We start from the raw sequence: 13,272 nt of genomic DNA, 5'->3' as shown, positions 1-13,272 counted from the left end.
GTCTCTCTCGGGGTAGGGAACTACTGCCTAGAGTGCGCTGTTCGGACGCACCAGTCGCGAGGCGTCGATGCACTGAGGGTGCGTTGGTCTCGGTCGGCGCGCTCGGGTGTTTGCGTTGCGGAGAGGTCGGCGCGATGGGCGGCGTGCGACGCCGTTTTTCGCGCGCGGCTACAGCTTGGCGTATCTGATTCACGTCACGTGGCGTGGGATGGGCCGTTCGCTCGCAGGCATCGAAGCTTCGTATTTGCACCGAATTACACCACTCAAAACTCGACATCTTCATCGAACGCCTGTACGATATAGAAATGGAGGGGATCCGAGGTACCGACGCAGAGCCGACGGCCGCCTTCGAGCTGCTCGCTTCGGCGTTCCAGGACTCCCGCATCGATTCGACAACCCTGACCAAACAGGAACTCGTGGAGCAGGCAATCATCGCGCAGCGGACGCTCAATGCGGTGTGGGCGTTGCAGTCCGCTCGGCTCGCGCAAGCCGCGGCGATCGAGAAGGTCGCCTTCCCTGATGCCACCGCGCCTGAGGGTTTCCGGGAACACGAAGTGCGGCACGCCTTCGGCACACATCGAGACGAATTCATCGGTTCCGAGCTCGGACCTCAATTCGGGTGGACCTCCGGGCAAGCACTCAACCGAGTCGCTGAAGCGACTGATGCGATCATCCGCACCCCACGCCTGTTCGGCCATGTCGGCACCGGGGAGTTGGAGCCAGCCAAACTCACCAGCATTCACCGCGCACTCGGCCGGGTCGCCCGCGAGACCACCCAGGACGGCACCCCCGCAACCCTGGACCTGGCCCGGCAGGTCGAAACCGCGTTGCTGGGTGACCCCGACCATGCCAGCAGTGCGGCGGAGGCCGCCGCCGTCGAACAAGCCAACGTCGCCCTACTCGCCCGGCAATCCGCCCCGCGGGTGCAACACCGCACCCAACGGATCCTGCGCGCCCTGGACCCCATCACCGCTACCCAGGCCGCGACCCGGCGGCGCCGAGACCGGGTCGGAGTGTTCACCCACCCCGACGACGAACCCGGCCTCACCCACCTGCACGCGATCCTGCCGTCCGCGGTCGCCGCCAAGATCATGGCCGCCATCGACCAGCACGCCCGGGCGCTGCACTCCGACACCACCACCGACAAAACCCTGGCCGAATGCCGCGCCGACGCCATCGCCGACCTCATCCTCGGCAACACCACCATCACCACCCACCTGGTCATCCACCTCCCCATCCACACCGGCACCGCGGCCACTGCAGCAGCTTCGGGTACCGCTGCCCGGACCGCGGCCGCCGGTGGTGGACCCGGTTGGCCCGACGCGTTCGCGCACCCCGTCACCGGGACCACCGTCTTCCCCCACGGCCGCCCCACCACACCCACACCGGCAACAGGGCGACCGTGCGGTGTCAGAGTCCGCAGTCAGGACGAGATCGACCGGGAGTTCAACGAACTCCTCAAACACCAATACCCACCATGTGACGCGGATTTCGCCGACTGGGAACTCGACGACGAATACGCACCCACCGACCTCGACCCGCACGCCGACCTGCACACCCACCAACTGCGAGGAGCGCCACCATCCGCGACGACCACCCGCGGCGCACCACCACCATCAGAACCCCGCACACCGACTGCCCGGTTGGGTGATGCCACCGTGCCCGGCATCGGCACCATCCCAGCCGACGTCATCGAAACCATGACCCGCTCGTTCGGGATGACCATCACCCGTGCCCTGATCGACGCCGACACCGGCGTCACCCTGGAAACCTGCGAAACCCGCTACCGGCCCAGCACCCGCCTACAGCACTACGTCCAAACCCGCGACCGGCACTGCCGATTCCCCGGCTGCACCACCCCCGCCCACCGCTGCGACCTGGACCACGTCACCCCCTGGCCGCACGGCCCGACCGCCGCAACCAACCTGCAATGCCTGTGCCGCCACCACCACCGCACCAAACAAGCCCACGGCTGGACCGTCACCATGACGCCCGACGGTGCATGCACCTGGACCAGCCCCACCGGCCGCGACTACACCACCACACCCGGCGAATAACACCAGCCCCCAACACAATTCAAGTGCCGTGAGAGCTCGCGGCGGTCAGAGACCCAGATCGCTCAGACCGGGGTGGTCCTGCGGACGAGGGCCCGGCGCATCCCACCGATAGAGGCGGTCCGCCTCCGCGATCTGCAGGTCGTTGATGCTCGCGTGCCGGAACTGGCAACGCCCTTCATCGTCGAACTGCCACTGCTCGTTGCCATAGGAGCGATACCAGAGCCCGTCCTTGCCCATCGACTCCGACGCGAAGCGCACCGCGATCCGGTTGCCGCCGAACGCCCACAGCTGCTTGATCAGCCGGTAGTCGCGTTCGCGGTCCCACTTCTGGGTCAGGAACGCCACGATCTCGTCGTGCCCGTTCACCCAGGTCGTGCGGTTGCGCCAGCGGCTGTCCGGCGAATAGGCGGCCGCGACCTTCTCCGGATCGCGAGTGTTCCAAAGATCCTCTGCCTTGCGCACCTTCGCGATCGCGCCGTCGCGGTCGAACGGTGGGACAAGCCCGCTTGTTGCCATGTCGCATCTCCTTGCCGCCATACCGTCCACGAAACGTGGGCGCCTCCAGTATGACGACCCTGCTTGCGCGAGGATGAGCGGTGACCGCACGAGAGGAACGCGCATGAAAGTCACGACCACCACGCTCGAGATGCGTGACGCGCCATCGGCCCCCGCGCCGACACTTCCCGACGGCGTGCGACTGGACCGCGCGACCGACGTGTCACCCGAATATGCCCGATTCCTCTACGGATTGGTCGGTGGACCGTGGCACTGGACCGACCGGCTGGACTGGTCGCGCGAGCAGTGGCAGGGCGAATTGTCGGTGCCAGGGACCGAGTTCTGGATCCTGTATGGCGGTGGCGTGCCGCTGGGCTACCTGCACCTGCAACCCGTGCCGCAGAGTGATGGCCTACATGTGGAGATCCGCTACTTCGGACTGGCCGAACAGGCGATCGGGCGCGGACTCGGCGGCCGGCTGCTCGCGCACGGCATACAGGCCGCCTGGTCCGTTCCCGGGCGCACCGACGGCCTGCCGGATGTCAGCCGAGTCTGGGTGCACACCTGCTCCCTCGACGGCCCGGCCGCGCTGGCCAACTACCGGGCGCGGGGTTTCGTCGTGTGCGGTGTCGAGGAGACGGACGAGGACAAGCCGGGCGAGCCACTCGGCTCATGGGTGTCGACCGGCGGCCCGGAGACGAGCTGAGTCGAGCTCCGGCGAGGCCGGACGTCACGTCGTCGGGCAGCCGCACCCGACAGCGCGACCGTCCCGATCTGCGCCGCGCCCCTGCCGGACGTTGATGCCCAAATGGCGCCGAGGTAGACCGCGATCACCGATCGTGTTCGGTCAGTTGCCGATCGTGATGCCGGTGGTGCCACAGGTGAGCCGCAAGTGAGATCCGTCCAGCCGCCCGAGGATGCACGTATGTAGTTGTCCCGAAACGACTTCGGCGGCCGACCTTCACTACGTCGCTGTTCGTCGGTGACCTCAGGTACCGCTTGACCCATTGCTCCCCCGCCTCACAGTGCCGGCACCCCCTGCCACTCACACCACCAGGACGTCCACGACGTTGCACCGGTTGTCAGCAGATCCGAACTGCACTCAGATCGCCGAAAGACGGAACGCGAACGGTCAGGAATCGAAACCGAGCCCGACCTTGTCGAGTCCGCGCAGCCACAGGTTGCGCCGGCCGTCGTTCTCGTCGGCGTGGGCCAGTGACCGTCTGGTCGCCTCGATCCCGAGGAATGCCAACGGTTCCGGCGGGAACGGCAGCGGGCGGGACTGCACCAGCGGGGTCCGCGTGCGCTCGGTCTCGGCACCGTCCAGCAGGTCGAGCATCACCTGGGCGCCGAAGCGGCTCGCGCCGACCCCCAGACCGGTGTAGCCCAGCGCGTAAGCCACCCGGTGGTCGTATGCCGCTCCGTAGAAGGCACAGAATCTCGTGCAGGTGTCGATCGCTCCGCCCCAGCGGTGGCTGAAACCGATGCCGGCCAGCTGCGGGAACGTCGTGTCGAAATGCTCCGCGAGCGTGCGGAACGTCGCGGGCCGATCGTCATACTCGGCTTTGACCTGGCGGCCGAAGTGATAGACCGCGTCATACCCACCCCAGAGGATGCGGTTGTCGGCGGTCAGCCGGTAGTAATGGAACTGGTTGCCGCTGTCGCCGAAGCCCTGGCGGTGCTGCCAGCCGATGGCAGCCAGCTGCTCGTCGGTCAGTGGTTCGGTCATCAGCACGTGGTCGTAGACCGGGACGCAGTAGAGCCGCAGTCGGCGCAGCAGCGACGGAAAAACGTTGGTGGCCAAGGCGACCCGTCGGGCACGGACGGTGCCGTGATCGGTCCGCAGCTCGATGTGCTGCCCTTGCTTGTGCAGGTCACGGACCGGTGTCTGCTCCACGATGCGCACACCGAGTCGCTCGGCAACCTCGGCAAGACCCCAGGCGAGCTTCGCCGGGTCGAGCATCGCGACGCCGCGCTTGTCCCAGACACCGCCGAGAAAGGTGGGCGAGTCCAACTCGGCACGAACCTCCTGCTGGTCCAGGTGCACCGCATCGGTCACGTCCGCCGGATCGACCAGTTGGTACGCCTCGGTCGCGACGTCGACCTCGCCGGTGCGCTCGAAGTCGCAGTCGATCCGGTAGCGCGCGACCGTCTCCTCGATCTGGTCGAGGTTCGCCATACCGAGCCGGTCGAGCTCGATCTGGGCCGCCTCGCCGAACCGGCTGATCCCGTTGTCGTAACCGTGGGTGAGGCTGGCCGCGCAGAAGCCGCCGTTGCGACCGGACGCCGCCCAGGCCAGCCGACCACCCTCGAGCAGCAGCACGTCCCGGTCCGGGTCCGCCTCCTTGGCGAGCACCGCGGCCCACAGGCCGCTGAACCCGCCGCCGACCACCGCGAGATCACACGAGGTGTCCGCGTCGAGCGGCGGTCGGGCAGCCGGCCGGACGGCGTTGTCCAGCCAGTACGGCGTGCGTCGCGCCGCCCCGATCCGGGCGTCGATCCGACGGTCGAGCGTTGTCATCGCTGCGGATTCAGTCCTTCTTACGGCGCCCGGCCAGGATGCTGTAGCCGGCCAGGATCAACCCGAAGAGGAAGATCAGTGTGCCCATCACGTTGACCTGTGCGGGGATGCCGAGCCGCGAGGCGCCATACACCCACAGCGGGAAGGTCACCGTCTGGCCGGCGTTGAAGCTGGTGGTCACGAAGTCGTCGATCGACAGTGCGAAGGACAACAGCGCTCCGGCCAGGAGTCCCGGCATGATCATCGGCAAGGTGATCTTGCGGAACGCCACGACCGGTGTGGCACCCAGATCCATCGCCGCTTCCTTCAGCGATCCGTCCAGGCCGGCGACCCGTGCCTGCACGGTGACGGCCACGAAGGGGATGCAGAACATGATGTGCGCCAACAGGATCGTGGTGTAACCGCGCGGGATGTTGAGCGACAGGAACAACGACAACAGCGAGGTGCCCAGCACCAGCTCGGGGGTCGCGATCTGGGCGAAGACCACCAGCGACAGCGGGCCCTTGCCGCGAAAGCGATAGCGCCCCAGCGCCATACCGAGTGCACCGCCGACGGCGACGGACACGACCGTCGCGATCACCGCGATGGTGAGGGAGTTGATCAACGCATTCGTCAGGCCGTCGATCGCGAAGAGTTCCTTGTACCACTTGAGCGTGAAGCCCTGGAAGGTGATGTTGTAGCGGCCCTTGGTGTCGTTGAATCCGAAGAGGATCATCACGAAGATCGGCAGGCACAGGAAGAGCAGGACCGCCCACGTGTAGACGGGCAGGATGTAATAGGTCCACTTGCGCTTCGGCTTGCGTCGCGCGACCGGCGAGGTGGCGCGAGGTGCTTCAGTGGTCGTCATAGCGCCGCCGCCTCCATCACGTCCTTGGTGCCGAGTGCTCGCGCATAGATGAAGATGCCGATCAACAACGCACCCATCAACGTGAACGACAGCGCCGACGCGGCCGCATAGTCGTTGTTCGTCAGATAGAGCGTGTAGATGACATTGCCGATCATCGTCGTCTTCGCACCGCCCAGCAGCTGCGCATTGACGAAGTCAGAAGCGACCGGCACGAACGTCATGATCACGCCGGCGAAGATGCCGGGAATGGTGAGTGGGAAGACGATCCGCAGCAGTGCCTGCAGTTTGCTGGCATACAGATCGTTCGCCGCCTCCATCAACCGTGGATCCAGTCGCTCGATCGACACATAGAGCGGCAGCACCATGAACGGCAAGTAGTTGTAGGTCAATCCGCAGATCACCGCGACCGGAGTGGCCAGCAGGTGGAAGTCCGAGCCGACCAGGTGCAAATCCTTCAACGTGCCGAGGACGAAGCCGTTGTCAGCCAGGATGAACTGCCACTGCAACGTCCGTATGACGAACGACACGAAGAACGGCAACAGGATGATCAGCAGGTATGTCGACTTGTGCTTACCGCCCCGCATGGCGATCCAGTAGGCCATCGGATAGGCGAGCGTGATGGTGAGCGCGGTGACGATCAGCGCGTAGATGATCGACCGGATGAACTGGTCGTGGTAGAGGCTGATCGTGTGCCAGTAGGTCGACACGTGGAACGTCTGGGTGAAGCCGTCGATGAAGTTGCCGGTCATCAACGACAGCGACAACAGATAGATCATCGGTATGACGAAGAAGATCGCCAGCCACAGCCCACCGGGCAGGGCCAGCCAGTATGCCGTCAGCCGGCCCATCCGCCGGCGTGTCGACCCGACCTTGACCTCGTCGGACGTCGCGCTGGTCATCGCAGCATCCCGTCAGTCCGGAGGACACCGAAAACGGTCACGACTCGTAGACCGGCTCGAAGATCTGGTTCCATACCGGCACCTCCTCCGGCGTCAAAGTGGCATAGCGATAGAGCTTGGATTCCATTGCCTTGGTGGGGAACACCAAGGGGCTGTCGGCGATCTGCAGCAATGACTCCCGGTCGGCCTTCTTGGTGGCCGCCTTGGCGTCGTCGAGGATGTATTTGCGCGCCGTCGGCACCGGGGTGAAGTAGTTGACGTATTCGGCGATCATCGCGGCGATCTTGGGGTCGTAGGCGAAGTTGATCAGCTCCATCGCCGAGACCGGATTGCGCGAATAGCGTGGAATGCAGAGGTTGTCGGTCCACACGACCGCACCCTGCTCGGGGACGACGAACTTCAGGTCGAGGCCCGGCGTCGACGCATTCGCCTGGAAGATGTCACCGGACCAGGCCATGGTGATCCACAGGTCGCCCTTGGACAGCGGTGAGATGTAGTCCTGCTGGTAGTAGGCCCGCACGAAGCCTTCATCGCGTTGCTTGATGAGGCGGTCGGCCGCGCGCCGCCAGTCGTCCTCGGTCGACTTGGCCGGGTCGACGCCGATGCCGACGAGCCCGAAGTTCGGCAGGTCCTGGTTGTCGGCGAACATGCCGACCTTGCCCTTGAACGCCGGGTCGAAGAGGTCGTCGAAGCTGGTGATCGGACGCTTGACGTACTTCGGGTTGTAGGCGATCCCGGTGATGCCCGACTGCCAGGGCACGGTGTATTTGTTGCCGCGGTCGAAGGTCGGGTCCTTGGCGGTCTTGTCGGCATACTTGAAGAAGTTGGGCATTCGCGAATGATCAAGCGGGATCAAATAATTCAGCTCCCGCATCTGCGTCAGGTAGATGCCGTTGGTCAAGACCATCAGGTCGTAACCGGTGGCCTGGTGCGAGGCGAGCACCGGCCGGATGGTGCCGACGAAGGAATCCATGTCCTGGATGACTTCCTCGTACTTCACCTGGATGTCGGTGCGCTTGGTGAACTCCACCAGCGACGGGTGCACGGTCTTGCCCTTGACCTTGCCGACGTCGATGTAGAGCGGCCACTGCGCCCAGTCCAGCGACCTGCTCGCCTTCTTGTCCTTCCAGTAGTCGGCCGGTATGGCGCTGGCGCGTGCGCCGGGCACGGAGCACCCGGCCACCACGCCCGCGCCGGCCAGCAGCGCGGCCGCCTGCATCAGGTCACGGCGGCTGAACCGGCGCTGGGTCAGCCCGCGCAGGTTCGCCAGGCCGTCCGGACCGGGATCAACCGGCGTCATCGGCCGCACCTTCCTCGACGCTCGGCGAGTCGACCAGGTGCAGCGAGTGCTGCGGTCGCCAACTCAGCCAGACCTTGTCGCCGCGGACGGCGGTGGCGTCCGCGGTCGAGCCGTTCTGCTCCAGGACCGTCACGGTCTCACCGCCGTTGAGGCGCACCTCGTAGGTGTTGGACGTGCCGAGGTAGACCATCTCTTCGACGGTCCCCTGCACGCTGCACTCGCGGTCACCGGCGGGTGGTTCGTCGTGTGACAGGACGATCTTCTCCGGCCGGACGCTGATGGTGATGCGGTCACCGACGGCCGCGTCGTCGGTCGGCACCAGCACCCGCCCATCGGCGCCGGCGTCGATCAGCGCGACGCCGTCGTCATACCGGGTGACCTTGCCCTCCATGATGTTCGAGGTGCCGAGGAACCCTGCAACGAAGCGCGTCCTGGGCCGCTCGTAGAGCTCCTGCGGGTTGCCGACCTGCTCGATCAGCCCGGCGTTCATCACCACGATCCGGTCGCTCATCGTCAGCGCCTCACCCTGGTCGTGAGTGACGAACACGAACGTGATGCCGACCTCGCGCTGGATGCGCTTGAGCTCCACCTGCATCGCCTGCCGCAGCTTCAGGTCCAGCGCAGCCAGCGGCTCGTCGAGCAACAGTGCGCTCGGCCGGTTGACGAGGGCACGGGCGAGCGCGACGCGCTGCTGCTGACCACCGGACAGTTGCTGCGGCCGCCGCGAACCGCGCTCCCCGAGGCCGACGATCTCGAGCATCTCGCCGACGCGGGTGCGCACCTCCGCCTTGCCGATCCGCTTGCGCTCCAGGCCGAAGGCGACGTTCTGCTCGACGGTCATGTGCGGGAAGAGGGCGTAGCTCTGGAAGACGGTGTTGACGTCGCGTTTGTATGGCGGCACCCCCACCATGTTCTGACCGTGCAGCAGGATCTCGCCCGCCGTGGGCTCCTCGAACCCGGCGATCATCCGCAGCGTCGTGGTCTTGCCGCAGCCGGACGGTCCGAGCAGGCTGAAGAACTCTCCCTCGCCGATGGACAGGTCGAGTCGTTGCACGGCCTGGAACGTCTCGTTCTTGGCGACGAACGTCTTCTCGACGCCCCGCAGATTGATGGCTGCGGTGTCGACCATCGATGCGGTGTCGTGTTGCTGCTGATCGGCCTGACTTGTCATCCGTCGGCTCCCATCATGAAGTTCAATAAGCACGGCGGCTTGAGATGCGTCGGCGTGAAGCCACAGTGCTTCGATGGGGAGCAACCATAGCGGCGACCACGGTTCTCGTGAAGAGATACTGCAAAAATTACTGATCCGTGTCTCGAATGATGGTTTCGCGACGGAATTCGTTGTCAAAACGGTTGCCAACCGATGTCGCCATACGCCACGATCGTGCGTATGACGGCACGGCCCCTCTGGTGGGACGCCAGCACGCCGACGGACCGGCCTTCCCTGACCGACGACGCGACGGTCGACGTGTGCATCGTCGGCGCCGGCTTCACCGGGTTGTGGTCGGCCTACTACCTGTTGCGGAGCGACCCGTCGCTGTCGGTGCTGGTGGTCGAGGCCGAGCACGCCGGGTATGGCGCGAGTGGTCGCAACGGCGGCTGGGTGTCGGCGCTCTACCCGACGCCGCCGGAGGTCCTCGCCAAAGCGCACGGCGACGCTGCGGCGCGTGCGCAGTACGCCGCCCTGCGCGACAGCGTGGCGGAGGTGGGCCGCGTGGTCGACGCCGAAGCGATCAACTGCGGCTTCCGGCACGGCGGTACCGTCGTCGTCGCGCGCAGCCGTGCTCAGCTCACCCGGGCGAAGGAAGAGGTCGCGCACTCGGAGCACTGGAGCCTCGGCACATCCTTGCTCAAGCAGGACGCAGCGGTCGAAAGACTGTGCGCCACAGGCACTTTGGGCGCCACTTACAACCCGCACTGCGCGCGGGTGCAGCCACGCCGACTCGTCGACGGTGTCGCCGACGCGGTCGAGCGGCTGGGCGGGCGCATCGTCGAGCACACGCGCGTGACCTCCATCGAACCCGGTATGGCGCACACCACCGGTGGCCCGATCATCAGAGCGGGCAGCATCATTCGGGCGACGGAGGCCTGGTCCTCCCACCTGCCCGGGTCGACCCGTGCGGTGGCACCGGTCTACTCACTGATCGTCGCCACCGAACCGCTGGCCGCTGACTGGTGGAAGCGGATCGGGCTGGCGCGGGCCGAGACATTCAGCGAGCACCGACACGTCATCGTCTACGGCCAACGAACCTCCGACGACCGGCTGGTGTTCGGTGGTCGCGGGGCGCCATACCACTTCCGGTCGGGGATCCGGCCGGAGTTCGACGAGGATCCGAGGGTCTTCGAGACACTGAAATCGTCACTGCGGCAGATGTTTCCGGTGCTGGACGACGTGCGGTTCACCCATTCCTGGGGCGGCGCCCTCGGCATACCGCGCGACTGGCAGCCGAGCGTCGGCTACGACACGGCGACCGGCCTGGGCTGGTCCGGCGGGTATGTCGGGGACGGTGTCGCCCTGAGCAACCTCGGTGGGCGCACGGTCGCCGAGCTGGTCACCGGGCAGCGCACCGAGCTCTCGAAACTGCCCTGGGTGCAGCACAATTCGCGGCGTTGGGAGCCGGAGCCGCTCCGCTGGCTCGGCATCAACGCCGGACTGCAGGTGGCATCATGGGCCGACCGGGAGGAGCGAGTGACCCGCCGCCCCGCCACACTGGGCAGGGTGTTGTCGTTCCTCACCGGCCACTGAAGACCCACGTAGGAGATCCCGTGATCGATGTCGTCGAACGTTCCATCAGCGACCTACGCGCCGCGCTCGAGACGGGCGAGACGACGGCTGTCGAGCTGGTCGATGCCTACCTCGCACGGATCGCAGCCTACGACGGGCCGGACACGGCGACCGCGCTGAACGCCGTCATCGTGCCCAACCCCGAGGCACGGGCCGAGGCCGCTGAGTCGGACCGGCGGCGGGCGAGCGGCGAGACGCTGGGACCGCTGGACGGCATTCCCTACACGGCGAAGGACAGCTACCTCGTCAAAGGCCTGACGGCGGCGGCCGGCAGTCCGGCGTTCGCCGACCTGGTGGCGCAACGCGACGCGTTCACCATCGAGCGACTGCGCGGCAACGGCGCGATCTGTCTCGGCCTGACCAACATGCCGCCGATGGCGAACGGCGGCATGCAGCGCGGGCTCTACGGTCGCGCCGAGAGTCCCTACAACGCCGAGTTCCTCACTGCGCCCTACGCTTCCGGGTCCTCAAACGGCTCGGGCACCGCGACCTCGGCGAGCTTCGCGGCGTTCGGGCTGGGCGAGGAGACCTGGTCCAGCGGCCGCGGCCCGGCCTCCAACAACGGCCTGTGCGCCTACACCCCGTCACGTGGCGTGATCTCGGTCCGCGGCAACTGGCCGCTGGTCCCCACGATGGACGTCGTCGTGCCGCACACGCGGACCATGGCCGATCTGCTGGAGGTGCTGGACGTCATCGTCGCCGACGACGCGGACACCCGTGGGGATTTCTGGCGGGTGCAGCCGTGGGTGTCGATCCCGGCGTCGTCCGCGGTGCGTCCCCCGTCCTATCCCGCACTGCGAGAAGGGCTTTCGCTGTCCGGCATACGGCTCGGCATACCGCGGATGTACCTGAATGCCGACCCCGACGCCGGCACCGGGACGACGATCGGCGGGCCGACCGGCGAGCGCATCGAGACCCGCGCGTCGGTGATCGCCCTCTGGGAGGCGGCGCGTGCCGACCTGGAAGCGGCCGGCGCGGAAGTGGTCGAGGTGGACTTCCCTGCTGTGTCCAACTACGAGGGCGACCGGGCCGGTGCGCCGACGATCAGCACGAGGGGCTTCGTCAGCCCGGAGTTCCTCAGCGAGGAGATCAACGCCCTGTCGCCCTGGTCGTGGGAGGACTTCCTGGCCGCCAACGGCGACCCGGCGTTGTCCTCGCTCGCACCCGTCGACGGCGCCACGATCTTCCCGCAGCCGCCGGGTGCGCTGGACCGCTACACCGGCTTCCCCGACGACATCGCCACCTACCCGGACTGGGTGCGCACCCACCCAGGTGCCGGGCTGAACGACATGCCGACGCTGCCGGACGGGCTGGCCGGGCTGGAGCGCACCCGTCAAGCCGACCTGGAGGACTGGATGACCACGAACACCCTTGATGCTGTGGTGTTTCCGGCAGTCGCCGACGTCGGACCGGCAGACAGCGACGTCAACACCGCGTCGGCCGATCTCGCCTGGCGCAACGGCACCTGGGTGGCCAACGGCAACCTCGTCATCCGCCACCTCGGTATACCCACCGTCACGGTTCCGTTGGGCGTCATGGCCGACATCGGGATGCCGGTCGGTCTCACCTTCGCCGGTCGCGCGTATGACGACAACGCACTGCTGCGGGTGGCCGCCGGCTTCGAGGCACTCGGCTCACGGCGTATGGCGCCACCGCGTACGCCACCGCTGTGAGCGTCGCCCGGCCGGTTCGATCACGCGATACGGATCACCGTGTACCGGGTCCCGTTGTGGTTGAGGACTCCTGGCATGCTGCGTGTGCGTAGCGACAGCGCCAGCTCCGGTTCGGTCCGTCGGACGATCCGGGCGATCAGGCGCCATGCCTCGGCCGCGGTCGCGATCGGCTCGTCGGGTGCACTTGTTTGCCACCCGTTCGCCGCGGCCGGCCCGGTTATCTCGTAGACGAAGACGGCCATCTCTGTGTCACCCGTTGACTAGGGTCGCGGTTGGTCCTGGGTCGTCGTTATCGCTCGGCGCCACTGGTTCTGCCGGATGCGCAGTTGACGGACAAGGTCCTGCTCCTGCCGACGCAGCTGGGCGCGGCGGTAGTTCTGATTCGGCACGGTCTGATAGCCACCGGCCCGCAACTCGCCCAAAAGCCGAGCTCGCACGATCGTCAGTTGCGCCAGGAGTTCACGCACGCTCACGTCGCGCAGCGATGGCGCGGTTGCGACGGCCTCGTCGACGATCCGCTCGTCTTCGGCTTCGCCCTTTGCCATCTGGTCCTCCTTCAGGTGTGCGACTCGTCCGTGGTCTGGTTGCAGCAGGGCCGGACTGGCGCGGCAGCGACGAGCTGAACATCCCGACGATCGCACCCTCGGGGCTGGTCCGGCACACCCTTATGGAGGTTCAATGCGGAGGGGCTCAAG

Annotated in this window: 12 protein-coding genes; 4 read left to right on the top strand and 8 right to left on the bottom strand. The window is 66.7% G+C overall.

Translation table 11 applies throughout. The features are described from left to right. Window positions 1-305 precede the first annotated feature (305 nt). Window positions 306-2,057, top strand: a complete 1,752-nt coding sequence (locus tag IEX71_RS05970; protein ID WP_188836081.1) for an HNH endonuclease signature motif containing protein — start codon at window positions 306-308, stop codon at window positions 2,055-2,057. Window positions 2,058-2,102: 45 nt separating this feature from the next. Here the strand turns inward: IEX71_RS05970 and IEX71_RS05965 are convergent, their stop codons facing one another. Next, the gene (locus tag IEX71_RS05965; protein WP_188836080.1) at window positions 2,103-2,573 is read right to left on the bottom strand and encodes a nuclear transport factor 2 family protein; all 471 of its coding nucleotides are present in this window, start codon (window positions 2,571-2,573) and stop codon (window positions 2,103-2,105) included. A 103-nt stretch (window positions 2,574-2,676) separates the two neighbouring features. Between IEX71_RS05965 and IEX71_RS05960 the strand changes: the two genes are divergently transcribed. Beyond that, on the top strand, window positions 2,677-3,258 hold the full coding sequence (locus IEX71_RS05960) for a GNAT family N-acetyltransferase (RefSeq protein ID WP_229749511.1): 582 nt from the start codon (window positions 2,677-2,679) through the stop codon (window positions 3,256-3,258). 426 nt (window positions 3,259-3,684) lie between these two features. Here the strand turns inward: IEX71_RS05960 and IEX71_RS05955 are convergent, their stop codons facing one another. Genes IEX71_RS05955 through IEX71_RS05935 form a run of 5 tightly spaced genes read right to left on the bottom strand, consistent with a single transcriptional unit; the run spans window position 3,685 to window position 9,290 of the window. Beyond that, complete coding sequence (locus IEX71_RS05955; protein ID WP_188836078.1) at window positions 3,685-5,073, bottom strand: NAD(P)/FAD-dependent oxidoreductase; 1,389 nt, start codon at window positions 5,071-5,073, stop codon at window positions 3,685-3,687. A gap of 10 nt (window positions 5,074-5,083) precedes the next feature. Next, the gene (locus tag IEX71_RS05950; RefSeq protein ID WP_188836077.1) at window positions 5,084-5,920 is read right to left on the bottom strand and encodes an ABC transporter permease; all 837 of its coding nucleotides are present in this window, start codon (window positions 5,918-5,920) and stop codon (window positions 5,084-5,086) included. Next, window positions 5,917-6,819, bottom strand: a complete 903-nt coding sequence (locus IEX71_RS05945; protein WP_229749510.1) for an ABC transporter permease — start codon at window positions 6,817-6,819, stop codon at window positions 5,917-5,919. Before IEX71_RS05945 ends, IEX71_RS05950 begins: the two co-directional genes overlap by 4 nt. 37 nt (window positions 6,820-6,856) lie before the next feature. Beyond that, entirely contained in the window at window positions 6,857-8,119 is a 1,263-nt protein-coding gene (locus tag IEX71_RS05940; protein ID WP_188836076.1) for a polyamine ABC transporter substrate-binding protein, read from the bottom strand. Next, the gene (locus IEX71_RS05935; RefSeq protein ID WP_229749509.1) at window positions 8,106-9,290 is read right to left on the bottom strand and encodes an ABC transporter ATP-binding protein; all 1,185 of its coding nucleotides are present in this window, start codon (window positions 9,288-9,290) and stop codon (window positions 8,106-8,108) included. The genes IEX71_RS05940 and IEX71_RS05935 overlap by 14 nt, the downstream gene beginning before the upstream one ends. Window positions 9,291-9,509: 219 nt before the next feature. Between IEX71_RS05935 and IEX71_RS05930 the strand changes: the two genes are divergently transcribed. After that, complete coding sequence (locus IEX71_RS05930; RefSeq protein ID WP_188836075.1) at window positions 9,510-10,865, top strand: NAD(P)/FAD-dependent oxidoreductase; 1,356 nt, start codon at window positions 9,510-9,512, stop codon at window positions 10,863-10,865. Window positions 10,866-10,885: 20 nt separating this feature from the next. Further along, the gene (locus IEX71_RS05925) at window positions 10,886-12,577 is read left to right on the top strand and encodes an amidase (protein WP_229749508.1); all 1,692 of its coding nucleotides are present in this window, start codon (window positions 10,886-10,888) and stop codon (window positions 12,575-12,577) included. Between the two features lie 20 nt (window positions 12,578-12,597). Here the strand turns inward: IEX71_RS05925 and IEX71_RS05920 are convergent, their stop codons facing one another. Together IEX71_RS05920 and IEX71_RS05915 are read right to left on the bottom strand one after the other, a co-directional pair. Continuing rightward, window positions 12,598-12,819 (bottom strand): hypothetical protein, encoded by a 222-nt coding sequence (locus IEX71_RS05920; protein ID WP_188836073.1) that lies wholly within the window; start codon window positions 12,817-12,819, stop codon window positions 12,598-12,600. An 18-nt stretch (window positions 12,820-12,837) separates the two neighbouring features. Beyond that, a complete protein-coding gene (locus tag IEX71_RS05915; RefSeq protein ID WP_188836072.1) occupies window positions 12,838-13,122 on the bottom strand; it encodes a hypothetical protein in 285 nt (94 codons plus the stop codon). Between the last annotated feature and the right edge of the window lie 150 nt (window positions 13,123-13,272).

This window comes from Flexivirga endophytica (assembly GCF_014640635.1).
Lineage (GTDB): Bacteria > Actinomycetota > Actinomycetes > Actinomycetales > Dermatophilaceae > Flexivirga > Flexivirga endophytica.
The sequence above is the reverse complement of the archived record's forward strand: the minus strand, read 5'-3'. Positions and strand labels throughout refer to the sequence as shown.